The sequence below is a fragment of the Rhizobium moroccans genome (assembly GCF_057559155.1).
Genome location: NZ_JBHFJG010000013.1, coordinates 186,055 through 211,403, shown reverse-complemented (window position 1 = coordinate 211,403; position 25,349 = coordinate 186,055). Strand labels below are relative to the sequence as shown.

Annotated in this window: 24 protein-coding genes and 1 pseudogene; 13 read left to right on the top strand and 12 right to left on the bottom strand. The window is 62.6% G+C overall.

The genetic code is table 11. The annotated features are described in order from the left end of the window. Window positions 1–73: 73 nt before the first annotated feature. Entirely contained in the window at window positions 74–562 is a 489-nt protein-coding gene (locus ACE04I_RS10675; protein ID WP_046792408.1) for a hypothetical protein, read from the bottom strand. Window positions 563–879: 317 nt separating this feature from the next. On the opposite strand from ACE04I_RS10675, the pseudogene ACE04I_RS10670 reads away from it, so the two are divergent. Then, window positions 880–1,020 (top strand): annotated as a pseudogene (locus ACE04I_RS10670) (EamA/RhaT family transporter); the annotation flags it as partial. A gap of 7 nt (window positions 1,021–1,027) precedes the next feature. Here the strand turns inward: ACE04I_RS10670 and mobB are convergent. From mobB to ACE04I_RS10650, 4 genes are read right to left on the bottom strand one after another with little or no spacing between them, the layout of a single operon-like run. Next, window positions 1,028–1,537, bottom strand: a complete 510-nt coding sequence (gene mobB / locus ACE04I_RS10665; protein WP_046792407.1) for a molybdopterin-guanine dinucleotide biosynthesis protein B — start codon at window positions 1,535–1,537, stop codon at window positions 1,028–1,030. Beyond that, complete coding sequence (gene mobA, locus ACE04I_RS10660) at window positions 1,534–2,154, bottom strand: molybdenum cofactor guanylyltransferase MobA (RefSeq protein WP_046792406.1); 621 nt, start codon at window positions 2,152–2,154, stop codon at window positions 1,534–1,536. The genes mobB and mobA overlap by 4 nt, the downstream gene beginning before the upstream one ends. Then, window positions 2,151–3,377: a multidrug effflux MFS transporter gene (locus ACE04I_RS10655; protein WP_487207027.1), complete on the bottom strand. Its 1,227-nt coding sequence runs from the start codon at window positions 3,375–3,377 to the stop codon at window positions 2,151–2,153. The genes mobA and ACE04I_RS10655 overlap by 4 nt, the downstream gene beginning before the upstream one ends. Window positions 3,378–3,397: 20 nt before the next feature. Continuing rightward, window positions 3,398–4,306, bottom strand: a complete 909-nt coding sequence (locus tag ACE04I_RS10650) for a DMT family transporter (RefSeq protein ID WP_046792404.1) — start codon at window positions 4,304–4,306, stop codon at window positions 3,398–3,400. A 256-nt stretch (window positions 4,307–4,562) separates the two neighbouring features. On the opposite strand from ACE04I_RS10650, the gene ACE04I_RS10645 reads away from it, so the two are divergent. Together ACE04I_RS10645 and ACE04I_RS10640 are read left to right on the top strand one after the other, a co-directional pair. After that, complete coding sequence (locus tag ACE04I_RS10645; RefSeq protein WP_487207026.1) at window positions 4,563–7,106, top strand: methyl-accepting chemotaxis protein; 2,544 nt, start codon at window positions 4,563–4,565, stop codon at window positions 7,104–7,106. 131 nt (window positions 7,107–7,237) lie between these two features. Further along, a complete protein-coding gene (locus ACE04I_RS10640; protein WP_046792402.1) occupies window positions 7,238–8,008 on the top strand; it encodes an SDR family oxidoreductase in 771 nt (256 codons plus the stop codon). Between the two features lie 3 nt (window positions 8,009–8,011). On the opposite strand, the gene moaA is transcribed toward ACE04I_RS10640, so the two are convergent. Next, the gene (moaA, locus tag ACE04I_RS10635; protein ID WP_487207032.1) at window positions 8,012–9,001 is read right to left on the bottom strand and encodes a GTP 3',8-cyclase MoaA; all 990 of its coding nucleotides are present in this window, start codon (window positions 8,999–9,001) and stop codon (window positions 8,012–8,014) included. A 203-nt stretch (window positions 9,002–9,204) separates the two neighbouring features. Between moaA and ACE04I_RS10630 the strand changes: the two genes are divergently transcribed. Continuing rightward, the gene (locus ACE04I_RS10630) at window positions 9,205–9,576 is read left to right on the top strand and encodes a gamma-butyrobetaine hydroxylase family protein (protein WP_046792400.1); all 372 of its coding nucleotides are present in this window, start codon (window positions 9,205–9,207) and stop codon (window positions 9,574–9,576) included. 5 nt (window positions 9,577–9,581) lie between these two features. Here the strand turns inward: ACE04I_RS10630 and ACE04I_RS10625 are convergent, their stop codons facing one another. Continuing rightward, window positions 9,582–10,061, bottom strand: coding sequence for a MarR family winged helix-turn-helix transcriptional regulator (locus tag ACE04I_RS10625; protein ID WP_046792399.1), 480 nt, complete (start codon window positions 10,059–10,061; stop codon window positions 9,582–9,584). Window positions 10,062–10,109: 48 nt separating this feature from the next. Here ACE04I_RS10625 and ACE04I_RS10620 point away from each other — a divergent pair, with 48 nt between their 5' ends. Continuing rightward, window positions 10,110–11,033, top strand: coding sequence for an alpha/beta hydrolase (locus ACE04I_RS10620; RefSeq protein ID WP_046792398.1), 924 nt, complete (start codon window positions 10,110–10,112; stop codon window positions 11,031–11,033). A 53-nt stretch (window positions 11,034–11,086) separates the two neighbouring features. Beyond that, window positions 11,087–11,695, top strand: a complete 609-nt coding sequence (locus tag ACE04I_RS10615; RefSeq protein ID WP_046792397.1) for a pyridoxamine 5'-phosphate oxidase family protein — start codon at window positions 11,087–11,089, stop codon at window positions 11,693–11,695. 9 nt (window positions 11,696–11,704) lie between these two features. Here ACE04I_RS10615 and ACE04I_RS10610 read toward each other — a convergent pair whose 3' ends face one another. Further along, window positions 11,705–12,583, bottom strand: a complete 879-nt coding sequence (locus ACE04I_RS10610; protein WP_046792396.1) for an NmrA family NAD(P)-binding protein — start codon at window positions 12,581–12,583, stop codon at window positions 11,705–11,707. An 84-nt stretch (window positions 12,584–12,667) separates the two neighbouring features. On the opposite strand from ACE04I_RS10610, the gene ACE04I_RS10605 reads away from it, so the two are divergent. Next, window positions 12,668–13,600 (top strand): LysR family transcriptional regulator, encoded by a 933-nt coding sequence (locus tag ACE04I_RS10605; RefSeq protein ID WP_046792395.1) that lies wholly within the window; start codon window positions 12,668–12,670, stop codon window positions 13,598–13,600. Between the two features lie 246 nt (window positions 13,601–13,846). Further along, window positions 13,847–14,203: an iron chaperone gene (locus ACE04I_RS10600; protein ID WP_046792394.1), complete on the top strand. Its 357-nt coding sequence runs from the start codon at window positions 13,847–13,849 to the stop codon at window positions 14,201–14,203. Window positions 14,204–14,383: 180 nt separating this feature from the next. On the opposite strand, the gene ACE04I_RS10595 is transcribed toward ACE04I_RS10600, so the two are convergent. After that, window positions 14,384–15,454 (bottom strand): GGDEF domain-containing protein, encoded by a 1,071-nt coding sequence (locus ACE04I_RS10595; RefSeq protein WP_046792393.1) that lies wholly within the window; start codon window positions 15,452–15,454, stop codon window positions 14,384–14,386. A gap of 268 nt (window positions 15,455–15,722) precedes the next feature. Next, a complete protein-coding gene (gene fumC / locus ACE04I_RS10590) occupies window positions 15,723–17,114 on the bottom strand; it encodes a class II fumarate hydratase (protein WP_046792392.1) in 1,392 nt (463 codons plus the stop codon). Between the two features lie 415 nt (window positions 17,115–17,529). Here fumC and ACE04I_RS10585 point away from each other — a divergent pair, with 415 nt between their 5' ends. Beyond that, complete coding sequence (locus ACE04I_RS10585; RefSeq protein WP_487207025.1) at window positions 17,530–19,443, top strand: L,D-transpeptidase family protein; 1,914 nt, start codon at window positions 17,530–17,532, stop codon at window positions 19,441–19,443. A gap of 50 nt (window positions 19,444–19,493) precedes the next feature. Here ACE04I_RS10585 and ACE04I_RS10580 read toward each other — a convergent pair whose 3' ends face one another. Both ACE04I_RS10580 and gph read right to left on the bottom strand, forming a co-directional pair. After that, window positions 19,494–20,030: a GNAT family N-acetyltransferase gene (locus ACE04I_RS10580; protein WP_487207031.1), complete on the bottom strand. Its 537-nt coding sequence runs from the start codon at window positions 20,028–20,030 to the stop codon at window positions 19,494–19,496. Continuing rightward, the gene (gph, locus tag ACE04I_RS10575; RefSeq protein WP_046792389.1) at window positions 20,027–20,776 is read right to left on the bottom strand and encodes a phosphoglycolate phosphatase; all 750 of its coding nucleotides are present in this window, start codon (window positions 20,774–20,776) and stop codon (window positions 20,027–20,029) included. The genes ACE04I_RS10580 and gph overlap by 4 nt, the downstream gene beginning before the upstream one ends. A gap of 151 nt (window positions 20,777–20,927) precedes the next feature. Here gph and rpiA point away from each other — a divergent pair, with 151 nt between their 5' ends. The 4 genes from rpiA (at window position 20,928) to ACE04I_RS10555 (ending at window position 25,274) form a co-directional block, all read left to right on the top strand. Next, window positions 20,928–21,623: a ribose-5-phosphate isomerase RpiA gene (gene rpiA / locus ACE04I_RS10570; protein ID WP_046792388.1), complete on the top strand. Its 696-nt coding sequence runs from the start codon at window positions 20,928–20,930 to the stop codon at window positions 21,621–21,623. 20 nt (window positions 21,624–21,643) lie between these two features. After that, window positions 21,644–22,210: a DUF2059 domain-containing protein gene (locus ACE04I_RS10565; RefSeq protein ID WP_046792387.1), complete on the top strand. Its 567-nt coding sequence runs from the start codon at window positions 21,644–21,646 to the stop codon at window positions 22,208–22,210. 113 nt (window positions 22,211–22,323) lie between these two features. Further along, entirely contained in the window at window positions 22,324–23,718 is a 1,395-nt protein-coding gene (gene gor / locus ACE04I_RS10560) for a glutathione-disulfide reductase (protein ID WP_046792386.1), read from the top strand. Window positions 23,719–23,900: 182 nt separating this feature from the next. Further along, entirely contained in the window at window positions 23,901–25,274 is a 1,374-nt protein-coding gene (locus ACE04I_RS10555) for a class II 3-deoxy-7-phosphoheptulonate synthase (protein ID WP_046792385.1), read from the top strand. Window positions 25,275–25,349: the final 75 nt, after the last annotated feature.

Sequence of the window (25,349 nt, the reverse complement as noted above, 5' to 3'; positions counted from 1 at the left end):
GCCCGGCGGCTTTTTTCTGGTGCGGGGCTTATTTCAGCTTGCCAGAACGAGCCCGCCATAGCGAGGTTCCTTGTCAGGCTTTCTTTCCCAAGAGCTTATTGCTAAATGTGCCCGTGATATCGAAATTAGTTGCTTGACCCGGCTCGGCTTCGTCCGTTGCCACGAAGCTAAAAACGCCTTTTACCTCGTCCGCAACATGGTTATATTCAAATTGAAGAGTGCCACTCTGCGTATCGTAGTAACTTCCCACCGCAGACCCATCGTCATACGTGCTGAGCAGCCCGTATGTGATTGATACGTCTTTCGAAGGCACCTCATAGTTGCCAAGCTCGAGGTCTTCGTTAATCACTATTTGAATGAAGGCATTTTTTTGTTGTTCGCGCCCTGTAAGGGGAACGGGCCATTTTCCAATGGCAAATCGCCCTTTGTTCTCGGCGTCGGATATGTGGAACCCAATCAGAGTAGTGGCGTTGAACGCCTCGCCGTTTACCATCGCATTGAGTTCGCCGGACGCTTCGCCCTGGCCGCTTTCCCATCGCACGATTACATCTTTATTTATCATGATAGAGCTCCTCGCAGCTAGCTTTGATTATCGGCACATAAGGGGCTTCTCCCCCGACCGTATTGTCTTGCCGTGATAGTTCATTCTCTCCCCTGAATTGCCGATGGTTTATGATGCTCTCTGTATGCAGTTGCCCTCGTTGATATGGCCATAGTGGGGTGCAAAATTGCGTGGCTGCCAATGCACAGGGCCAAATCGGCAACCGGGAAAACATATAGCATTCGCCAATGCTCGTGATAAGTGTAAAATTACAGATCACAACCAAAAGTGGCTATTGCTGCAGCGCGCAGTCCTTATTTTATAAATAAATCAATGAATTGATGCAGGGCAGCCTCGTCCCGCCGATGACCCGGGATTTCGCCATAGGCATGGCGTGGCTGGTGCTGATTGCAACCTTCGTCGCCTATGCCGTTTACTATACGAGCCTGCGCCTGTTCCCGGTGGCGCGGGTGAAGTCCCTCAACTTCAGGGCAGGCCGGTCACCTTCGCGATGAAATCGGCGATTACGGCGGTATCGTTGAGATCGAAGACGGGAAGATCGGTGTCCTCGACCGGATGATCGGCGGCGATGGCGACGATATGCGGATCGGTGGGGGCGAGCGGATCGCGGCGGGCCGATTCCAGCCGCCGTGCCTCTATCTTCGGCACCGGTTCGCGCTTGTAGCCCTCGATGAGCACGAGATCGCATGGCGCGAGGCGGGCAAGGATCTCATGGAAAGTCGGTTCGGGTGCGCCGCGCAGCTCGTGCATGATGGCGTAACGCGTGCCGGAAACGATCGCCACCTCATGAGCGCCGGCCTGACGATGCCGGTAGGAATCGGCACCCACCTTGTCGATGTCGAAATCATGATGGGCGTGCTTAATGGTCGAGATCGCATAGCCGCGGCGGGTGAATTCCTCCACCAGCCGTACGGCGAGCCCGGTCTTTCCGGAATTCTTCCAGCCGGCGATGCCGAAGATACGAGGGGCGGTCATGCCAGTGCCTCCAGGAAGGCCCGCGCTTCGGCAAGCTCTTCCGGCGTGTTGATGTTGAAGAACGGGTCGAGCGGCCCGCGGCTCGTTTCGACGGGGTCGAAATCGACAGTCACCACCCGGTGACGGGAGAGATAGGCCTTGATGCGCCGGTTTTCCGGGTTGGAAAGCCATGCCTGCAGATCATCGGCCAGTGCCACCGGCCAGAACCCGAAGACCGGATGCACCTGGCCGCCGGAACTTGCGACCACGATGGTTTGCTGATGATCGACGCCCGCCTCGAGCCGGGCGGACAGGTTCTCCGGAAAGAAGGGACTGTCCGATGGGACGACCAGAAGATGGGAGGCTTTCGACCTGCGGGCTTCGAGATCGCGCAGGCCGGAGAGAATTCCGGCAAGCGGCCCCATCTGTCCGGGGATGATGTCCGGCACCAGTTGGAGCCCCTTTGGGTCGGAGAGGAGTGCCGGGGCGTTGAGCGCTATTTCCGAGACTTGAGGCTTCAGCCGGCGGAGGATGCGCTCGAGCATCGTCTCGCCGCCGAGTTCGAGGAATGCCTTGTCGCGGCCCATGCGGGACGACTTCCCGCCCGCGAGGATGAGAGCCGGCGGTCGCTTGCTCATCGGGCCTCCGAAGTGGAAAAGCCTTCCTTGAGATCGATCTGGCGCACGAATTCACTCGAAAGGATGGCAAGCAGGGCGGAAATGCCCATCAGCACGAGAAGCGGGATTGCGCCTGCTTCTTCGCTGAGGATCGCGCCCGCGACGATCGCCAGCAGGGCTCCGCCGCCGACGGTGATCGCGCCGCCGAGGCCGGAGGCGGCGCCCGCCATGTGCGGACGCACGCTTACCATGCCCGCATTCGCGCTCGGCAGCGTCAGCCCGTTGCCGACGCCCACCAGGAAGAACGGGCCGAAGAAGGCGAGCGGCGATCCGGGGAAGGACAGCGTGAGCAGGAGCGTGAGCGCAATGCCGATGATGCCGAGGACATTGCCGCCGAGCATCATGCGGGTGATGCCGATACGCCGCGCATAGCGGCCCGAGAGAAAATTGCCGGCCATGAAGCCCGCGGCGAAAAGGAAGAAGTTCAGGCCAAGCATGGCCGGCGTCATGTTGAGGACCACGCTGCCGACGAAGGGCGCGCCGCCCAGGAACGCGTAGAAGATGCCGGAGGAGAAGGTGGAGGTCGCCACATAGCCCCAGAAACGGCGCGACCGAAGGAGGTCGGGCCATGCGCCGAACTGCTCGGCGAAGCTGCCGGCGCGGGCGCGGTTGGTCTCACCGAGATCGGCGAAGACGAGCGCAAGGACCGCAAGACCGAGGATGAAGAGCACGGCAAAGCTTGCCTGCCAGCCGAAGAGATCGTTGAGCACGCCACCGATCGTGGGCCCCACCATCGGCACCAGCGACATTCCCATGGTGACGTAGCCGATCATCGAGGCGGCTTCCTCCATCGGCACCATGTCGCGGACGACGGCGCGCGCCAGGACGAAGGCGGAGACGATGGTGGTCTGCAGCAGGCGGCCGACCATGAAAACGGTTACGTTCGGGGCGAATGCACAGACAAGCGTGCCGATCAGAAGGATGACGATGCCGGCGATCAGCACCGGGCGTCGCCCGAAGAGATCGGAAAGCGGGCCGATCGCCAGTTGCAGGACGGCGGTGCCCGCGAGATATCCGGAGACCGCGAACTGCATGATCGCGTAGTCGGTCGAGAAGTGCTCCGCCATGGCGGGAAGCGACGGCAGGAAGATGTTCATGCAGAGGGCGGCGAGCCCGCAGACGAGGACGAGCGTTGCGATATGCGGCGGTGTCGTTCTGTCGAGAAAGCGGCTCTGCTGCTGCACGTATTGCTCCTCTTGGACCGTCAGGCCGACGGGCTGACTGGACTGGCCTCTGCGGCGGTGACGGTACGGCGTTTCGCCTCCCGATAGAAGGTGTAAAGGCCGGAGCCTATGACGGTCGCGGCCCCGAGCAGCATGAAGAGGTCCGGAGCTTCGCCGAAGAACAGGATACCGATGATGAGCGCCCAGACGAGGCTCGTATAGCGGAAGGGCGCGACGAAGGAGATTTCGCCGCCGCGCATGGACATGATGACCGATTGGTAGCCGACGAACACGGCGACCGAAGCGATCAACAGAGAAGTGAAGGTACCGGCGCTCAACGGCTGCCAACCGCCCATCGGCCAGATCAGCAGCGTGCCGATGATCGTGTTGGCGAGCGTGGTAAAGAGCGTCACGGAAAGGGTGGGTATATCCGCACTCATGCGGCGTGTGGTGAGATCGCGGGCGGCGGTGAAGAAGACAGCGCCCACGGCGTAGAGCGAACCGGGCGAAAAACCTTCCGGTCCCGGCTTCAGGATCAGAAGGACACCCAGGAAGCCGACCGCGATCGCGGTCCAGCGCCGCCAGCCGACCGGCTCTCCGAAGAAGAGCGCAGCACCCAGCGTGACGGCGAGCGGCAGGGACTGCAGGATCGAGGAGGCATTGGCGAATTCGATGCTGGCGAGCGCGGAGAGAAAGGTCAGTGTGGCGCCGATCTCGAATGTGCCGCGCAGAAGAACCAGCGGATGCAGCATGACCCGCCATGACCCGAGCGTGCTGACGGTGCGCGCGGCGGCATAGACGAGCATCATCGTCATGATGCCGCGCACCGCCATGATCTGGGCAATGCTGAGCTCGGCCGTGACGGATTTCACGAGGGCATCGTTGCAGGTGAACGCTGCCATGGCGATGGACATGAACAGCGCGCCGCGCGCATTTTCCGAGAGGGCCATTTCCGATTCCCTTACAACCGCTGCGTTGTTCTAGAACATGGGTCGAACGGCTGCCAGTACCGTTGCGGCCATGGCGGTACGCCTCGGGAACCAGCCGAAGGAGACGAAATCGCTTGGTTGTGAGCCGGATTAACGCTTGTTCAATGGAAATTGCGCAACCTAGCGCTTCCTTGTTCCCGCATGAGGCTGGAATCGCATCTGCGCCGTTTCGCGAATGCCGCCAGCGAAACCGGCAGATATTCCAGCCGGGGGTATCATGTCCTTCATCGATCGCCTGCTCCAGAGCCGAAGGATCGTCACCAAGGTTCTTCTCTTCGTCGTGCCGCTCATCCTCCTGATCGCCGGTGTCGGCCTTGCCGGCTACTACACGTCCAGCATGCTGAACGGCCATATGACGGTCACGCGCGCGACGATCGAGAACATCGGCGATTTCGAAGAACTCCAGGCCGCTCTCCAGGATTTCACCGACAAGCCGGACGAGGCCACGCTTACGGCGTTGAGAGCGGGCATCGACCGCCAGCAAGAAGGGGTGGCGGCGCTGGAGGGCCTGCTGGCGACGGCGGGCGACCGCGAGCGGGTGGCGCCGGTGAAGGCGCTTGCGCCGCAGATGCGCGAGCGTGCGGATGCGCTGTGGGCGGTCAAGGAACGGCGCGACCAGAATGCGCGGGAGATGGAAGCGGCATTCGACGAGATCCGCACGCTGGCGACCGCCGTCGACCAGCAGATCGACACGGTCCGCCGGCAGTTCGACGGCAAGGAGCGGTTTGCGAAGGCAATGCTGTTCGAAGCCTTTGCCTATAAATCCATTGCGCACCGGATCGAAAACCTGCGCGATGCGGTGCGCAAGGCCGAAACCGACGAAGCCACGGCCAAGGCCGCCACACTCTACGGCGGAACGCTTCTCAAGGAATTCGCGGCCATCGAACCCATGCTCTCGCCGAGGGGCAAGGCGGCCATGGAACCGATCCGTCAGGCGGCGGAGAAGATGAAAGCGACCGCAGAAGAGAACATGGAGCCGGCCACCAAAAGCCAAACCCTGCGGGTGGGCGCAAGCGGTTTCATGAAATGGCAAGGCGAACTTCAGGCGGAAGTGTCGAAGAAATCCGGCGACGCAGCCGAGCGTTTCGTGGACCTGGAGGACGATGTCGCCACACTTCGCGATCTCCTAGAGGAGATCGACACCTCGCTCACGGTCATCGATGCGATGCGGCTGCACGCGGAGCGGTTTTCCTCGCATCTGACGGAGGAGGCGCGCGGTACCGTGCTTGCGGATATCGCAGCACTGAGGACTTCCAGCGCCAAGGTCTCTGAACTCAATCCGCGCAACGCCGCCATGCGCGACTTCGCGCCCAAGCTGGAGCCGCTGCTGAAGGCGGTGGATGAGAAATCTGCCGACACGCTGCGGATCGCCGGGGAATGGCGCCAGGCGCGCGGCGCGGCCACGGAAGCGCTGACCGCGGGCATGGCGGGGCTGAAGAATTTCGTCGCCCAGGCCCAGGAGGTCGGCAAGGAGGATAGCGAGCGTTCTGCGAGGCTTTCGGTCATCGCCATGGTGGTGGGCACGCTGCTCGCGATCGCCGGCGGGCTGATGCTGGTGGAAACCCTGCGCGGTCCGTTGAAGCGCGTGACGGAAGTGATGAAGCGGCTTGCCGACGGCGACCTCGAAGTGAAGATAGAGGGCCGCGAACGCCGCGACGAGATCGGCGACATGGTGCGCTCCGTCACGGTCTTCCGGGATGCGGCGCTCGAAAACGTGCGGCTGGAACAGGAGGCCGCGGCATCCCGTGAACTCTCGGCGGCTGAGGCCGAGCGCCGCGCTGCCGAACGCGCCCGCATCGCCGCCGAGCAGCGGCAGGCGTTGACGGCGCTTTCCGAAGTGTTGGGCAAGCTTGCCGACGGCGATCTGGAGCAGGGCATGGACGAGAACCTGCCTGCCGATTTCGTGGAGATGGCGCGCACCTATAACCAGGCCGTCGAAGCCCTGCGCGCGACGCTTGCCGATGTGCGCTTCACGACCGAGGAGATCGACGGCGGTACGGGCAATCTCGCGGCTTCCGCCGACGACCTTGCCCGCCGCACAGAGCAGCAGGCGGCGGCGCTCGAGCAAAGCTCGCGGGCGCTGCGCCATTTGAGCGATATCGTCCGATCGACGGCCGAAAGCGCCAAGCAGACCTCGGTTTCGGTCAACGAGGCGGAAGAGTTCGCCGTGCGCTCCGGCGAGGTGGTGGCGCGCGCCGTCGACGCCATGGGCGAGATCAGCCGTTCCTCCAACCGGATCGCCACGATCATCGGCGTGATCGACGAGATCGCCTTCCAGACCAATCTGCTGGCGCTAAATGCCGGCGTGGAGGCCGCGCGCGCCGGCGAGGCGGGACGCGGTTTCGCGGTCGTTGCGCAGGAAGTGCGCGAGCTCGCCCAACGCTGCGCCGGTGCCGCCCGCGAGATCAAGCAGCTCATTTCCGTGAGTTCCTCGCAGGTCAGCAATGGCGTGAACCTGGTGGAGGAGACCGGCGGAGCGCTGAACCGGATCATCTCGCATGTGACCGATATCCGCAAACTGGTCGCCTCCATTTCGTCTGCGACGGGAGAGCAGGCGACCGGCATCAAGGAGGTGACGAGCGCGGTGCAGGAGGTGGAACTGATCACGCAGCGCAATGCGGCCATGGTGGAGGAGAACAATGCCGAAATCCATGGCCTCAGGCAGCGCGTGGAGACGCTTTCCGAAAAGATCGAGCGGTTCAGGACGGGCGAGCCGCGATCCGTGACCCATGCGCAGGCACGCCGCTACGACGCGGCCTGAGTGCTGAATCGACGGCAGGCGGGGCATCACCCCGGCTTTTTCGTTTCCGGCAGGAAACGGGTGGCTTCGAAGGGCTGAGTTTGTGATCTCCAGGGCGGGAACGGTATCCCGCAGAACAGGAGATCACAGACATGACGCTATTCAAGGACAAGGTCGCCATCATCAGCGGTGCAAGCGCCGGAATCGGCCGGGCGGCAGCCAAGCTCTTCGCGGCCGAGGGCGCCTGCGTGGTCGTCACCGCGCGGAGACAGGCCGAGCTCGATGGCCTCGTCGGGGAGATTTCCGCGGCAGGCGGCGAAGCCGCCGCGGTGGCGGGCGACATCCGCGACGAGGCGCTGCACGCGCGGCTCGTTGCGACGGCGGTGGAGCGTTTCGGAGGCCTCGACATCGCCTTCAACAATGCCGGCGGCACCTCGAGCTACGGGTCGATCAGCGAGACCTCGCTTGCCGACTGGCGCGAGAACATCGATCTCAACCTGACGAGCGGGTTCCTGGCGGCAAAGCATCAGGCGCCGGCCATGATGAAGCGGGGAGGCGGCTCGATGATATTCACCTCCACCTTCGTCGGATATTCGGCCGGAATGCCGGGCATGGGCCCCTATGCGGCGGCCAAGGCGGGGCTGATCGGCCTGGTGCAGGTGCTTGCGGCCGAACTCGGGACGCAGAACATCCGGGTCAACGCGCTGCTGCCGGGCGGCGTGGATACGCAGGCCAACCCCATCAATTTCCCGGGGGCGCTTCCGGAGACGGTTGCCTTCATCAACGGCCTGCATGCGCTGAAACGGGTGGCGCAGCCGGAGGAGATCGCCAAAGCGGCGTGCTTCCTGGCATCGGACATGGCGAGTTTCGTGACCGGCTCGGCCATGCTGGCCGACGGCGGCGTCTCGATCAGCCGGACGTGAGCCTCAACCGCCCGTGACGCTCATGTGGCGGGCGACGGCGGGTTTCTTGTGCTTGCGGTCGATGATGAAATCGTGGCCCTTGGGCTTGCGCGAGATCGCCTCGTCGATCGCGGCCATGAGATAGTCGTCGCTCTCGGAGGCGCGCAGCGGCGTGCAGAGATCGGCCGCGTCGTTCTGGCCGAGGCACATGTAGAGCGTGCCGGTGCAGGTAAGCCGCACGCGGTTGCAGCTCTCGCAGAAATTATGGGTCATCGGCGTGATGAAACCGAGACGTCCGCCGGTTTCCTTCACCTCGACATAGCGCGCCGGCCCCCCGGTTTTATAGGGGATATCGACAAGCGTGAACCGCTCCTCGAGATCGGCCCGCAGCTTGGAGAGCGGCAGATACCAATCGGTGCGGTCCTCCTCGATCTCGCCCATGGGCATGGTCTCGATGACCGTCATATCCATGCCGCGGCCATGCGCGAAGCGCAGCATTTCGGGGATTTCGTGCTCGTTGAAATCCTTGAGCGCCACGGCGTTGAGCTTGATCTTCAGGCCGGCTTTCTGGGCGGCATCGATGCCTTCCATGACCTTGTGGAAATCTCCCCAGCGGGTGATTTCCTTGAATTTCTGAGGGTCGAGCGTGTCGAGCGAGACGTTGATGCGGCGCACGCCGCAATCATAAAGCTCGTCGGCATAGCGGGCGAGCTGCGAACCGTTCGTGGTCAGCGTCAGCTCGTCCAGCGCGCCGGACTGCACATGCCTGCCGAGTTCGCGCACGAGAAACATGATGTTCTTGCGCACCAGGGGTTCGCCGCCCGTCAGGCGCAGCTTGCGCACGCCCTTGGCGATGAAGGCGGAACAGAGCCGGTTCAGCTCTTCGAGCGTCAACAGGTCCTTCTTGGGCAGGAAGGACATGTGCTCGGCCATGCAATAGGTGCAGCGGAAATCGCAGCGGTCGGTGACGGATACGCGCAGATACGTGACCGCGCGGCCGAACGGGTCGATCATCGGCGCCTTGTCGGCAACCAGCGGTGCTGCCCTGTCGAGCGATCCTGCAAAACTGTTCACGCGTTATCTCCTGATCCATCGAACGTGGGCGCTGTCGGTCTCACCGTCAAGTGCGGGATAATCGATCGGCGATCAAAATCACTTGCGATGGATCAATCAACTTCATAATCCTCCAGGCAGCGACTTACAACGGATCGATTGCGATGAGCGAAATCTGGCCGACGGAACTGCGCATATCGAAGGATCGGCGCAACCTGAACATAACCTTCAGTGACGGAAAGGCCTTTTCGCTCGCAGCGGAGATGCTGCGCGTGCTTTCCCCCTCGGCGGAGGTGCAGGGGCACGGACCCGGCCAGAAGGTGACTGTGCCCGGCAAGCGCGATGTCGCGATCGTGACCGTGACGCCGGCAGGCAATTACGCGGTGCGGATCGGCTTCGACGACATGCATGACAGCGGCATCTATACCTGGCCTTATCTGCGCGAACTTGGCGAACGGGGCGCGGAACTCTTTGCCGAATACGAGCGGGAACTCGCGGAGAAGGGGCTCACCCGCGATTCGCGGCGGCCCCGCTGAAGCGCTCACGCGGGCTCGGCCGTCTCGTCGGCGGTTTCCGCCTGTAGCGCGACGATGATCTTCTCCATCGATTCGGCGAGAGCCGTGCATTGCTCGATCGGCGTCGAGGACAGCGTGCGCTCGATGAGCGAGGTCTGGATCGCCATCGCCTGAGCGGCTATCCGCCGCCCCTCGGCGGTGAGAAAGAGCCGCAGGATGCGCTTGTCGCGGCTGTCGCCGCGGCGCTCGATGAGCCCGCGCTTTTCCATCTGCGGCAGCGTCATGCTCATGTTGGAGCGGCCGACCAGAAGCCTGCGGGCCAGCTCCTGCTGCGAAATGCCTTCGAAGCGATAGAGATTGACGAGAATGTCGAGATGCGGCGGCTTGATGTCGAGTTCGGCAAGCTCGCGGGTCAGCACGGTCTGCATGAGCTGGCAGGCGCGGGCCACGGCAACCCAGCTTCGAAAACGCGGATGATCCCAAGGGAGGGATTGATTTTTGTTCATGCTTGTACTTTATTGTTCAGTATTGAACATTTATCGGATCATCTCACTATGCCATCCTTTGCCACCAAGGTCATCAGTCTGGGTTTCGCCTCTATCGGCAAGATCTCGCCCGCAGCCGCCGGCCGGCTTGCCTTCAGGCTCTTTTGCCTGACGCCCTCGCGCAGGCCGAAGAGCGAAAAGGCCCGAGCGACCGAGGAGGAGGGGCGCCTGCGGCTCGCCGGCGCTGAGCAGATGCCGTTCCCGGTCGGGCGCAAGACCGTCATGGCTTACCGGTTCAACGGGGAGGGCGCGCCGGGTCGCCCGCGCTATCTCGTGGTGCATGGCTGGGGCTCCAATGCCGCCTATATCTCGGCGCTCGCGGCCGGCCTTGCGGAAGGCGGGGCGGAGGTCGTGGTTCTGGATTTTCCCGGCCATGGCGGATCGAGTGGGCGAATGCTGCACATACGGCTTGCCGTCGACACCATCGCAGAGGCCGAAAAGCGCTTCGGGCCCTTCGATGCGGCGGTCGGGCACTCTTTCGGCGGGGCGAGCCTCGTGCTCGCGGCCGGCGGGGTGATGCGGAATGCCGGCACATTCTCTCCCGGCAAGCTGGCGGTGATCGGCTCGCCGAGCCAGGTCCGATGGCTGTTCGACGGGTTCTCGCGAATGGTTGGTCTGTCGGCGCAGGTCAAGTCGCGATTGATCGCTCACGCCGAAACCGTCGCCGGCGCCCGGCTGGACGACATAGACGGCGTGCCGGTCATCAAGAGCCTCGGGATGCCCTTGCTCGTGGTGCATGCGGAAGAGGACAAGGAAGTGGATGCGGCGCATGCGCGGCGCTACGAGCGCCTGTCTTCGGTCCGTTTCCTCTGGGCCAACGGCCTCGGCCACCGGCGGATCGTCAGCTCTCCCGAGGTGATAGATGCTATCCGGTCCTTCCTGGAGGAGGAGGAATGCGGCCGGATCGACAGGACCGGGCGCGGTGTCGCTTGATCGTCACATAACCGTGGCATAGGCTCTGCCCGGCATTCATCGGGCAGGACATCATGACCATCATCACATCCGTCGAGCAGCTCAGGGAAATCTATGACGGGGCTTCCGAGGCCTCGCTCGTCAAGGTCACGCGGACGCTGACGCCCGAGTACCGGCAGATGATCGAGGCCTCGCCCTTCGTGGGGCTTGCAACCGTCGGCCCGGAAGGGCTCGATTGCTCCCCGCGCGGCGATCTCGGCGGCGCGGTGCGGGTGAGGGACGAAGCCACCCTGCTGCTGCCGGACTGGCGCGGCAACAACCGGATCGATTCGCTCCTCAACATCGTGCGCGATCCGCGCGTCGCCCTGATGTTCCTGATCCCCGGATCGACCACGACCATGCGGGTGAACGGAAGCGCGGTGATCTCGGTGGAGCCGGCGCTTCTGCAGAGTTTCGAAATGGATGGGAAACATCCGCGCAGCGTCGCCATCATCACCATCGGCGAGGTCTATTTCCAGTGTGCCCGGGCGCTGATGCGCGCCGAGCTCTGGAACCCGGAACATTTCGTGGAGCCGAAGGACCTGCCCACGCCCGGCACGCTCCTGAAAGCGGCGAAAGCGGATTTCGACCAGGAAACCTATGACCGGGAATGGGCAGGCCGCGCCGCTAAAACCATGTGGTGAGCCGCTGCTTCAGCGGCCGGCTCGGTGAGCTTTTGCGACGAGGCGCTCTATCGCTGTCGTGAGCGAAGTCGTGCCGCGCCGGTGTTCGTTGTCGTTCTGGCGTGTGAACAGTCCATTGGCGATGCCCTCGTACATGCCGAGAAGTGCGTCCGCCACCTCGGCGGGCACGCCTTCCTCGGCAAGCAGTGCGGCGCGGCCCTCCGGCGGAACAAACACTGACTTTACCGGGCGGCCGAGAATTTCCGCGAAGGCCGAGACCACGTCGCCGGCGCTCCAGTCTTCCGGTCCTGTCAGCTCGACAACCCGCTTGCCGGTCCACTCTTCGCCCAGCAAGGTTATCGCAGTGCGCCCGACATCGATCGTGCTCACCATCGGGATTTTCCGAGAGGGTTCGATAAAGGTGGGCAGCACGCTTTCCGACATGACGGTCTCCGCCATCTCTCCCCAGGTCTCGACGAAATAGCCAGACCGCATAAAGGCGATTGAGGGTGCCACCCGGTCAAGCAGCGCCTCGAACCGGTTGAGCGTGGCGATGACGCCGGTGCCGGAGGCATGCTGCGCTCCGATGGACGACAGCACGACGGCTTTCGGCAGATGCGCCCGCCGTGCCGCGACGGCCAGCGCCGTGCCGAGTTCTTCCGTGCGGGTATAGGGATCGCCGCTCACCGGCGGCGGATTGATGAGGAAGGCTCCCGACGCGCCCTTCAGCGCATCGGCGATTGCTTCGGCATCCTCGATGCTCGCAACGGCCACTTCGGCGCCGAGATCTGCCCATTTTTCACCCTGTTCCCTGCGGCGCAGGACGACACGCACGGCCTCGCCGCGTTCGATGAGGGCGCGTGCTGCTTCGCCGCCGGCCCGGCCGTTTGCTCCAAGTACGACATACATGATTGGTCCTCCTTCGGTTTGCTCGATGGAGGGAGGGTAGGCGCGGGAGTTTCATGCGTCCAATGCATGTGATATATAGTCTGTATGCACGAAGTGAATTTGCGCGGGATCGATCTCAACCTGCTGGTGGCGCTCGACGCGCTGCTGGAGGAGAAGAGCGTGACGCGGGCCGCCCATCGGCTCGGCATGAGCCAACCGGCCGCAAGCCGGGCGCTCGGGCGGTTGCGCGCGCTGTTTTCGGATGCGCTGCTGGTCGACGGGCCGGGCGGTTACCTTCTCAGCGCCCGTGCGGAGGAGGTGCGCCCTGCGCTGCGCAGGATCTTGGAAGGCGTAGGCGAGATACTGGAGGCGAATGCGTTCGATCCGGCGACGGCGACGGGGAGAATACGGCTGCTCATGCCCGATCTCCAGGCGGCCACGCTCGCGCCGCATCTGCTCGCCCGCTTCGCCCGCGAGGCGCCGTTCCTCGACCTCGATATCGTCGCGCCGGGTTCGAACGGTTTCGATCTGCTGGAGCAAGGCGGCGCGGATGCGATGGTGGCGCTGATCGACGACGCGCCGGCCGGCATCCACCGGCGCCGCCTCTATGACGAAAACCTCGTGACGCTCATGCGGGCGCATCACCCCGCGCTTGCCGGAAATCTCACGCTCGACCGCTTTCTGGCGCTCGAGCATATCGTGGTGAGCGTTACCGGCGTGGGCGCGGCACCCGTCGATGAGGTACTGGCGCGGATGGGGCGAACGCGGCGGGTGAAGCTGCGCGTGCCGAACTTCTTCGCGGCGGTAGAGATCGCCGCTCGCTCAGACCTCATCATGACCCTGCCGTCCAGCCTGGCGCGGGCGGCCGCCACTATGAGGCGTCTGGTATCCTTGCCGCCGCCCCTCGATCTTGGGAGTTTCACGATGAGCCTCGCCTGGCATGCGCGCCAGCAGGACGCACCCAGACACATATGGTTGAGACGCGCCATCGTCGCGGCGGCGACGGATATGTCGTCGGGGATCGACGTCGGAAGTTGAGACCGCTATCTGCCGCACGCCTCCTCATGCCGGTTCGGCGTTTTTCGGTTCGGAACTCATTGAGCGCCAATCCAGAAGATGATGGTGGCGGCGATGGCCGAGAAGAAGGTGCGGGTGCAGTAGACCCGCACCGGCCTGTGAATCCCTTTGGGGCCTGAGCCTAGGAGCGCCGAGACACACAGCCGCATCAAGAGCTTTAGCGCCCAATTTGTTGCCTTTGGACATGCTGAAAGGCATACTGTCGGCATGACGAAGAAGGATAATCATGACGCCTATATAGCCGCAGCACCGGAGCAGTTTCGCGCCATGTTGGGTCAACTGCGTGCACAGCTATCGCGGGCACTACCAGACGCCGAAGAAATCATGAAGTACGATATGCCCGGTTTCCAGATCGAAGAAACGATTATCGCGGGCTATGCTGTCTTCAGTAAACAATGCGGTCTATATGTTGATCCGGGTGCAATTGCTGCCCATGCAGACGAGATCGCTTCTTTGAAACTCAAGGCGACTAAGACCGGAGTTACGTTCTCGGTGAGTAAGCCTATCACTGATGAACTAGTTGAAAAATTGGCAATTAGTTCGCGCAGCAAAAAGGGATTTTAGCGGCTGTCTTTGGCAACCCAAAACCTGTTTTTACAAACTGGTGCAAACTCGAAGAGGGTCATTTGGACCCAAAGCGTTCGGCCAAAGCGGGCATTGGCTAATCACATTTCGGATGCAGTTTGGCCCATCGCCGTCATTCGATGCTATCGGAATTAATGGGGCCTGACCCTAATCTGCCGTCTATTTCCGGTAGATGAGCCAGCTCTTGCCGACATATTCGCTCTTCATTTCTTCTTCGAAGAAACTCGTGCGGTTCCGCCCCGCGTTCTTCGCATGATAGAGGGCGGTATCGGCATTGGCGTAGAGCTCGCCGGGATCGTTCGCCTGTGATGCCATGGTGCAGCCCAGCGATAGGGTGATCGGTCCGTAATTCACGCCGGTGCGGGAATTGCGGAAGATGCGCGTTTCCACGGCCCGGCGGATGCGCTCGCAGATGGCCATCACCTCGTCGGGCGTGTTGCCTTCGACGAGGAGGGCGAATTCTTCCCCGCCCGTGCGCGCCACGAAAACTTCGTTGCGGACATTGGCGCGGATGACGGTGGCGACGGTGGCGAGGATCTTGTCTCCGACCGGGTGGCCGTAGCTGTCGTTGATCTTCTTGAAATTGTCGATGTCGGCGAGCACGAGGGCCGTGAACGGCAGCATGGCGGCGTTGTCGTAGATCGACGTCAGCCGCTCGTCGAAGGCGCGGCGGTTGGCGAGCCGCGTCAGCGAATCGGTATTGGCGATCCGCTTGTATTCGTCGAGTTCCTTGCGGACCTCATCGATCTCCTGGGAACTCTGGGCGACGGTCCCGGCGGTTTTTTCGCCATGAACCATCTTGTCGCCGGTCGCCTCGCTCAAAAGCGCGATGGCGCTGCGGATGATATCGCTCGAAAAACTGCTCTTGGAGCTGATCCGCAATGCCGTCTCGCTCAGCAGCTTGCTATAGCTTTCGAGCGAACGCTGCTCCTGGTGCAGGACATTCAGCAGCCCTTCGAGTTCCGTGAGCAATCTCGTATGCGCCCGCTCGACGATATCGGTCTGGCCGCCGCCGATATAGATCTGCGCAAGCCTGTCGAGTTCTTCCTGTGTGGCGCGGTTTCCGAGCGCGGCGAGATCGCGCGTCAGGTCCGGATGCGATCCGATATAGGCTTCATAGAATAGTTGATAGTTGCGCGGGACCGGCGCCACCCCCATCGACCGCACGGCATAGATGATCTGACTCATAACGTCAGCCGTTTGCGCCTTCGGCGCATTCGCCGTCGTCATCGATGAACTCCGAATAAACCCAGCCCTATTTGACTGAAGTTAAATGAAAACTATTGGAAAAGGAATTAAGTAATTTCACTTTGGCACAGCTTCTTCTTGCCGCGCGTTCGAAGCCCAATGGCTACTAATATTACTTTATACTTTATCCTATTGCGTGGCAGCAATATGCGCGAGGCGCGCTCATCCAGTGAGATGGGTAGAGGAGAGCTGTACATCCGCCTCACGCCGAAGCATGAAGCGGATGTGGTGCAGGATGTGAAGCGGCCGGTTACTTCGGGCCGATCATGTTTTCGGGGCGCACATACTGGTCGAATTCCTCATTGGTGAGGTATCCGCCGCCGACCGCCTCCTCGCGAAGCGTCGTGCCGTTCTTGTGGGCTGTCTTGGCGATCTTGGCGCAGGCGTCATAGCCAAGGCGCGTGTTGAGCGCGGTCACCAGCATCAGCGAGTTTTCCACGCCGCGCTTGATATTGTCTTCGCGTGCCTCGATGCCAACCACGCAATTGTCGGTGAAGGAGACGGCGGCGTCGCCGAGGAGCTGCACCGACTGCAGGAAATTGTAGGCCATCATCGGATTGTAGACGTTGAGTTCGAAATGGCCCTGGCTGCCGGCGAAAGTGATCGCCGCCTGGTTGCCGAAGATATGGGCGCAGACCTGGGTCATGGCTTCGGACTGGGTGGGGTTGACCTTGCCCGGCATGATCGAGGAGCCCGGCTCGTTTTCCGGAAGCGCCAGTTCCCCGAGGCCGGCGCGCGGGCCCGAACCGAGGAAGCGGATGTCGTTGGCAATCTTGAAGCAGGCCGCGGCGGCCGCGTTGATCGCGCCGTGCGCGAAGACCATCGCGTCATGGGCGGCGAGCGCCTCGAACTTGTTCGGCGCGCTGACGAAGGGGAGGCCGGTGATCTTGGCGATCTCCTCGGCGACCTTTTCGGCAAAGCCGACCGGCGCATTGAGGCCCGTGCCGACGGCGGTACCGCCCTGGGCGAGTTCATAGAGGCCCGGCAGGGTGAGTTCGATGCGCTTGATCGAGGAGGCGATCTGGGCCGCATAGCCGGAAAATTCCTGGCCGAGCGTGAGCGGCGTGGCATCCTGGGTATGCGTGCGGCCGATCTTGATGATGTGCGCGAAGGCCTTCGCCTTGGCGTCCAGCGCCGCATGCAGATGCTTCAGCGACGGGATGAGATGGCGAACGATCTGCTCGGCGCAGGCGATGTGCATGGCCGTCGGATAGGTATCGTTCGACGACTGGCTCATGTTGACGTGGTCGTTCGGGTGCACCGGCTTCTTCGAGCCCATGGTGCCGCCGAGCATTTCGATCGCCCGGTTGGAGATGACCTCGTTGGCGTTCATGTTCGACTGGGTGCCGGAACCGGTCTGCCAGACGACGAGCGGGAAGTGGTCGTCGAGCTTGCCGTCGATGACTTCCTGGGCCGCGTCCTCGATCGCCTTGCCGAGAGCCGGATCAAGTCCGCCGAGGTTCATGTTGGCGCGGGCTGCAGCCTGCTTGACGATGCCGAGTGCGCGGACCACGGAGAGCGGCTGCTTCTCCCAGCCGATCTTGAAATTGCCGAGGGAGCGCTGTGCCTGGGCTCCCCAGTAACGGTCGCTCGCCACTTCGATCGGGCCAAACGTATCGGTTTCCGTGCGGGTCGATGCCATCTTCGCTGCCTTTATTTTCGTCCAGGTGGATTGCTGCCGCAGGCAGTATTCAACTACGCGGAAGCGCGCAAGAGGGCAGGGTATTTTCTAAACGATTAGGTTGAGGAAAGGCGATTCGCCCGAGTGGAACCATGCCGTGGATCGCTCGCGTTCAAAGCAAACGGCGTGCCTTTTGTGCCACGCAGCCAAAATTAATTCGACGCGGTTTGCACGAATGCCGGGCTTGGCCGGCATCGCATCAGTAAAAATTTAACGAATATTTTCTTAACCTTTCGCCTGCGAACCGGCGCGCTTTTCGGGCCTGCCGAGTCGGCCCGCGCAGCCGGGCTTTATTTCCATCCCTCATGGCATTCGTTAGATGCCGTGATACTTCTTCAAGCCGCGTGGTCACGCGGAATCAGGCACGGGGACGACATTGCAGCAGAGACTTAACAGGACTTCGATCGCGCTTGCGCTCGCGTCGGGAATTTCATTGCTTGCCGGAGGTGTCGCACCCGCCCATGCCCTGACGCTTCTCGATCTCATTCGGGGTGGGCCGGCAAAGCGCGCACCGGTCGCCGAGGAGCCGGCTCCGGCGCCGAACGTCGCGGGGCGCCAGCCGTCCTCCGCCGTCCGCGACCGCGATCCCGAGCCCTTGCCGAAGGTCTCCGGGCCAACCTATTACACCTACAAGACGGATGCCGTGCGCGCCGTGAAAACGGACGGCTTTGCCGCGGCGACGGCAACCGACGAGAGCCGTTTCCTGACTGAAGCCAAGGTGATGGCCGCCAGCGACGTCGCACAGGCGCTGGAGACCTATTACGGCCGATCCGGCGCCAAGACCCTCTGGGTTGCCGATGGCGACATCACGGAGAAGGCGAGGGCCGTGCTCGCCACGCTCGAAAAGGCCGGCGACTACGGGCTCGATCCGGCCGATTACGTGCTGCCGGTGCCCGAGCTGGTCACCGCGAGCATAGAGCCCGTTTCCGCGACCGACGAAGCCGTCGAGGCATCGGATGTTCCTGCCGTTTCCGGGATCGAGACGCATGAACGGCAACTGATGCAGTTCGAGCTTGCCCTGTCGGCCAAGGTGCTGACCTTCGCACAGGACATGATCCGCGGGCGCATCGATCCGAACCGGATTTCCGGCTACCACGACCTGAAGCGCAAGGACGTGAACCTCTCCGTCGTGCTTCCCTTCGTGAAGAACAGCACGGATGCCGGCGCCTATCTGGAAAGCCTGGCGCCGCAGAGCGCCCATTTCAATGCGTTGAAGGCGGAGCTTGCCAAGCTGAAGGCGGAGGCAAGCAAGGAGAGTGCGGCGGTCGCGCTGCCGGAAAACCTGATCCTGAAGCCGGGCAAGAGCAGCCCGGAAATGGCCAACGTGGTGGCGGCGATCGAGCATCGCGGTTCGGATGCGCTGAAGAGCAAGCATTCCGCGATCTTTGCCGGCTATCAGCAGTCGACCGACTATACGCCCGAACTCGTCGATCTCGTGAAGTCCTTCCAGGAGGAAGCGGGTTTGAAGGCGGACGGCGTGATCGGCCCGGCCACCGTGCGCGCCATGACCGGCCATACCGCCGAGGACAAGATCCGCAAGCTCGTCGTCGCCATGGAAGAGGCCCGCTGGTTGCCGGACAATCTCGGCGACCGCTACGTCTTCATCAATCAGCCGGCCTATACGGTGAACTATCACGAGCACGGCGCCGAGCAGTTCTCGATGCGCGTCGTCATCGGCTCGAAAGCGAACCAGACCTATTTCTTCCAGGACGAAATCCAGACGGTGGAGTTCAACCCCTATTGGGGCGTGCCGCAGTCGATCATCGTCAATGAGATGCTGCCGCGCCTGCGCTCGGACCCGTCCTATCTCGACCGGCTGGGTTACGAGGTGGCCGTCAACGGCCGCACGGTCTCCTCGCGCAACGTCAACTGGTATGGATCGACCAGGGGGATTTCGGTACGCCAGCCGCCGTCGAGCGACAATGCGCTCGGCGATCTAAAGATACTCTTCCCGAACGCGCATGCGATCTACATGCATGACACGCCCTCAAAGAGCTATTTCCAGCGCGACATGCGGGCTCTGAGCCATGGTTGCGTGCGGCTTGCCGAACCGCGCAAGATGGCGGCCGCGGTGCTCGGCACGACCGAGGCGGACGTTTCGGCGCGGATCGCGGCCGGCAAGAATGTCGCCGCCAAGGTGAATGCGAAGATCCCGGTCTACGTGGCCTATTTCACGGCATGGCCGAACAAGGACGGCGTGGTGGAATATTTCGATGATGTCTACGGTCGGGATGCGGCGGTTGAGAAGGCTTTCGAGGCGACCACCAAGGCGAGAACGCCGCAGGCGTGATCCAGGACCGAAGCTGAAAAACAATTAGGGCGGTGCGGATAGCGCCGCCCTTATTTCTTGAAGAACAGGTACCAGAAGAGCGCGATCTCCCGGCGGGATTGGCCGAGCGCGCTGTAGAGATGTTCGTCGTATCCGCCGAGTTCGAAGCCGTATCTCTTGTAGAACCGGCACGCAGCCACATTGTTGGACTGCGTTTCGAGGCGGATGCCGGGCAGGGCCTGAGCCTTCGCCCATTCGACCGCATGATCCATCAACAGGCGGCCGAGACCGGTGCCGCGCAGCGGCCGGTCGATCTGAATGTCATCGATCTCCGCATAGCCATTCCAGCTCCTGGAGACGATCACGTAGCCACGGACCCGGCTGCCGTCGATCGCCGCGATCACGGCGCGGTCTTCATCCGTCCTCGCTTCATCCTCATGGAATTCATAGGTCTTTCCATAAGCCTCGACATCTTCGACGTCCCGGAACGGGTCCCAGGGCGCCTTCAGCTCGGAGGTCACGTCGAAGGAGAAGTCGCAATCCGCGATATCGCTTGTGGAAATTCGCCCGACCCGCTCGATCCTCATGGCAGGCCTCGCCGGGCTCAGGCCGTCGCGCTATCGACGATCGGCTGAAGTTTGACGCCCTCGGCGATCGCTCGTCCGATCAGGTCGGCGGTGAGCTCATCGAAGCCGTCAATCACATGGTCCGGTTCGAGTTCGTGCACGGGAACGTCCGAATAGCCGAAGGTGACGGCGATCGAGGGAATGCCGGCGTTGCGGGCGGCCAGGATGTCGTTGATGCTGTCGCCGATCATCACGCTCTTTTCGCGATCGCCGCCGGCGCGCTCGATCGTGCCGAGGATGTGGCGCGCGTCGGGCTTGCGGACGGGGAACGTGTCTCCCCCGGTGATCGCGGCGAAACGCTGCGTCAGGCCGAGCTTTTCGAGAAGCGGCAGGGCAAGCTCTTCCGATTTGTTGGTGCAGACGGCGAGCGTCATGCCGGCGGCCGAAAGACGATCCAGGCATTGGATGAGACCGGGATAGGGGCGGCTTTCGCCCGGCATATGTGCCTTGTAATGGGCGAGGAAACGCTCGAGCAACGGTTCCACGTCCTTCTCATCGAGCGGCTTGCCTCGGAGTTCGAAGGCGCGGCGGATCATCACGCGCGCTCCCTGGCCGACGAGATGGGTGAGGTCCGCGAAGGTGACCGGCGCAAGATCGGCCGCCGCGATCGTATGGTTCAGGCTGTCGATGAGATCGGGCGCGGTATCGATCAGCGTGCCGTCGAGATCGAAGATGACGAGGGGAGAATTCACCGGAACACCTCGTGAGGTCGCAGGAAGGTTGGACATCCGACTTAGGCAATGGCGGCGGCAAATGCAAATGATGAGGCGTCTGACAGCGTCGGCGGATATGCCTGTTTTCACGCGATCGGGGTCTTTCGTTTGGCGGGGGAGGCGTGTAAACAGCGGTTCGGCGAAACATCGGGGGAGCTTTTGGCGCATGGACGCCCGGGAAATGAAGATCAAGGCAGCCGAGGCGGCGCTGGCCTATGTCGAGGACGGCATGCGGCTCGGCATCGGCACAGGCTCGACAGCCGAGGAATTCGTCCGGCTGCTCGCCGAGAAGGTGGCCGAGGGGCTGCGGGTGGAGGGCGTTCCGACATCCGAGCGTACTGCGAGGCTCTGCCTTGAACTCGGCGTGCCGCTGAAATCCCTGGAGGAACTTCCGGAGCTCGATTTGACAGTCGACGGCGCCGACGAGGTGGACGGCGGTCTCAGCCTCATCAAGGGCGGCGGCGGCGCGCTTCTGCGCGAGAAGATCGTCGCGGCGGCTTCGAACCGCATGATCGTCATCGCCGACGAAACCAAGCTCGTGGATACGCTCGGCGCCTTTCCGCTGCCGATCGAGATCAACCCTTTCGGCCAGACATCCACCCGCATCGCCATCGAAAAAGCGGCAGCGCGGCTTGGTCTTTCGGGTGAGCTGAAGCTGCGCAAAGCCGGCGAAGACCCGTTCACGACGGACGGCGGCCACTTCATTTTCGACGCATCTTTTGGCCGTATTCCTGATGCAGAGGCTCTCTCTGGCGAGCTGAATTCGATTCCCGGTGTCGTTGAACACGGGTTGTTCATCAATATGGCGTCCTTTGCGATCATCGCCGGTCCGGCGGGAGTGCGGACGTTGAAGGCGAAATAATTTACAGGAGCAATCAACTCATGGTCAGATTTGCGGTTTTTGGGCGTGCCGCCGCTGTTGCGATTCTTCTTGCCGGCGCCTTTGCTGCGCCCGCGAGCGCGCAGGAGATTTCCGAGGAGCATCTTGCGGCTGCGCGCGCAACGATCGACGCGATCAACGCCACCGATCGCTATGATGCCATCCTGCCGAACCTCGCCGAGCGGCTGAAGGCCGAGTTCATCCAGGCATCGCCGAACTTCCAGGAGCAGATTTCCGCCGGTGTCGACGAGGTGGCAATCAGTCTCGCCGCCCGCCGTTCCGATCTGGAGCGCGAGGCTGCGACGACCTACGCCAAGACCTTCACCATCGACGAGCTCAAGGCCATTACCGCCTTCTACGGCACCGAGGCCGGCAAGAAGCTCTTGACCAACGGTCCGCTGGTTGCCCGCGAACTCGCGAAGTCTGCCGAGATCTGGGCAAACGGCATTTCCCGCGACCTGACCGCCCAGAGCAGCGAAAAGCTCCGCGGCGTGATCGACGCGGCTCCCGTTCAGGCTCCGGCCGCCGAAAGCGTGGCGCCGCCGGCCGAAGGCCAGCCGCAGCAGTAAGTGCCGCATCGGCAAAAGGATTTTGTGAAGCCCGGAGCGATCCGGGCTTTTCCTTTTCCGGCCGCAATCATTATATGAGTGCCACATTCCATTGCCTGCCGAAGGAGAACCCCATGGCCGCCTATGATTACGACCTCTTTGTGATCGGTGGCGGATCGGGGGGCGTGAGGGCGGGCCGCGTCGCGGCGTCGCTCGGAAAGAGGGTGGCGATCGCGGAAGAATATCGCTTCGGCGGAACCTGCGTCATCCGTGGCTGCGTGCCGAAGAAACTCTTCGTCTACGCCTCGCAATTCGGCGAGCATTTCGAGGATGCCGTTGGCTTCGGCTGGGAGGTGGGAACGAGCACCTTCGACTGGAAGAAGCTGATCGCCGCCAAGGACAAGGAGATCGCCCGTCTCGAAGGCCTCTACCGCAGGGGACTGGAGAATAACGGCGCCGAGGTTCTGGAAACTCGGGCCGAACTGGTGGATGCCCACACGATCCGGCTGGTAAATACGGGCAAGACCGTCACGGCGGAAAAGATCGTGATCGCGACCGGCGGCTCGCCGAACCCGCACGCTGCCCTTCCCGGGCACGAGCTCTGCATTTCCTCCAACGAGGCCTTCGATCTGCCCGAGCTGCCGCGCTCGATCCTGATTTCAGGCGGCGGCTACATCGCGGTTGAGTTCGCCAATATCTTCCACGGCCTCGGCGTGGATACGACGCTGATCTATCGCGGCAAGGAGATCCTTGTCCGCTTCGACCAGGATATGCGCCAGGGGCTCCACAAGGCGATGGTGGAAAAGGGTATCCGCATCGTCCTGACCGATGTCATCGAGGAAGTGACGAAGGCGCCGGCCGGCGGGCTCGTCGCCCGCACCCTCAGCGGCGAGACGATCGCCGTCGATACGATCATGCTGGCTCTTGGGCGCGATCCGAACACGCAAGGACTCGGACTGGAGGCAGCCGGCGTCGAGGTGAACGAGCGCGGAGCGATCGTCGTGGACGAATATTCCCGCACGAGCATTCCGCATATCTACGCACTCGGCGATGTCACCGACCGGGTACAGCTGACCCCGGTAGCGATCCATGAGGCCATGTGCTTCATCGAGACGGCCTTCAAGGACAATCCGACGGCGCCCGACCACGAACTCATCCCGACGGCCGTCTTCTCGCAGCCCGAGATCGGCACGGTCGGGCTTTCGGAAGAAGCCGCCTGTAAGAAATATCCCGTGATCGAGGTCTACCGCGCCGAATTCCGCCCGATGAAGGCGACGCTCTCGGGCCGCGCGGAGAAGATGATCATGAAGCTCGTGGTCGATGCGAAGAGCCGCAAGGTGGTTGGCGCGCACGTTCTCGGCCACGACGCGGGCGAGATGGCGCAGCTTCTGGGCATTCCGTTGAAGGCCGGGCTCACCAAGGAAGATTTCGACCGCACCATGGCGGTGCATCCGACGGCTGCCGAAGAACTCGTCACCATGTACAAGCCGAGCTACCGGGTGGTGAACGGCGAGCGCGTGGACGCCTGAGCGAGAGAGGCGGATTCCAGCTTGCCGTATGCGGCGGACCCCTCAAAAATAGTGGGTTCGTCGCAACATGCGGCCGGCTGTAACTGCCGCTATGCAAGAGCTTCGTTAAGGTTTATAAGCCCGCATCCCCGAGATCGAAGGCGCGCGGCGGCATCTGCCGATGCGGCAAACAGGTGAGTAAGATGGCACAAAACTGGACCCCGAGCACATGGCGGCTGAAACCGATCCAGCAGGTCCCGGAATATCCGGATCAGGCCGCGCTGGCTGCAACGGAAGCACAGCTTGCGACCTTTCCGCCGCTCGTCTTTGCCGGTGAGGCTCGGCGTCTGAAGAAGCAGCTCGCAAGCGTTGCGGAAGGCAATGCTTTCCTGCTGCAGGGCGGCGACTGCGCCGAAAGCTTCGCGGAACATGGCGCGGACAATATCCGCGACTTCTTCCGCTCCTTCCTGCAGATGGCCGTGGTTCTGACCTATGGCGCGCAGCTTCCGGTCGTGAAGGTCGGGCGCATCGCCGGCCAGTTCGCCAAGCCGCGCTCCTCGAACATCGAGAAGCAGGGCGAGGTGGAGCTGCCGTCCTATCGCGGCGACATCATCAACGGCATCGATTTCACGCAAGAGTCGCGCACGCCGAACCCGGAGCGCCAGCTCGACGCCTACCGGCAGTCGGCCGCGACGCTCAACCTGATCCGCGCCTTCGCCATGGGCGGCTATGCCAATCTCGAAAACGTCCACAAGTGGATGCTCGGTTTCGTGAAGGACAGCCCGCAGGGCGAGCGCTACCGCAAGCTTGCCGACCGCATCAGCGAAACCATGGAGTTCATGAAGGCGATCGGCATCACCGCGGAAAACCAGCCGAGCCTGCGCGAGACGGACTTCTTCACCAGCCACGAGGCGCTGCTTCTGGGCTACGAGGAAGCGCTGACCCGCGTCGACTCCACGTCTGGCGACTGGTACGCCACATCCGGCCACATGATCTGGATCGGCGACCGCACGCGCCAGCTCGACCATGCGCATGTAGAATATTTCCGCGGCATCAAGAACCCGATCGGCCTCAAATGCGGCCCCTCGCTGCAGCCCGATAACCTGATCGAACTCATCGACGCGCTGAACCCGGCAAACGAAGCGGGCCGCCTGACGCTGATCTGCCGTTTCGGCCACGACAAGGTCGCCGACAGCCTTCCGAAGCTGATCCGCGCCGTGGAGCGCGAAGGCAAAAAGGTCGTCTGGTCCTGCGATCCGATGCACGGCAACACGATCACGCTCAACAACTACAAGACCCGGCCGTTCGAGCGTATCCTTTCGGAAGTGGAAAGCTTCTTCCAGATCCACCGCGCCGAGGGCACGCATCCGGGCGGCATCCATGTCGAGATGACCGGCAAGGACGTGACCGAATGCACCGGCGGCGCACGTGCCGTTACGGCCGGTGACCTGCAGGATCGCTACCACACCCATTGCGATCCGCGCCTCAACGCGGACCAGGCGCTGGAACTGGCCTTCCTGCTCGCCGAGCGCATGAAGAGCGGCCGCGACGAGAAGCGCATGGTCGTGAACGGCTGATCGGCCGTTTTCGAAGAGCAAACATGAAGAAGGCCGGCGGAAACGCCGGCCTTTCTGCTTTCCGTGCTTCGTGCC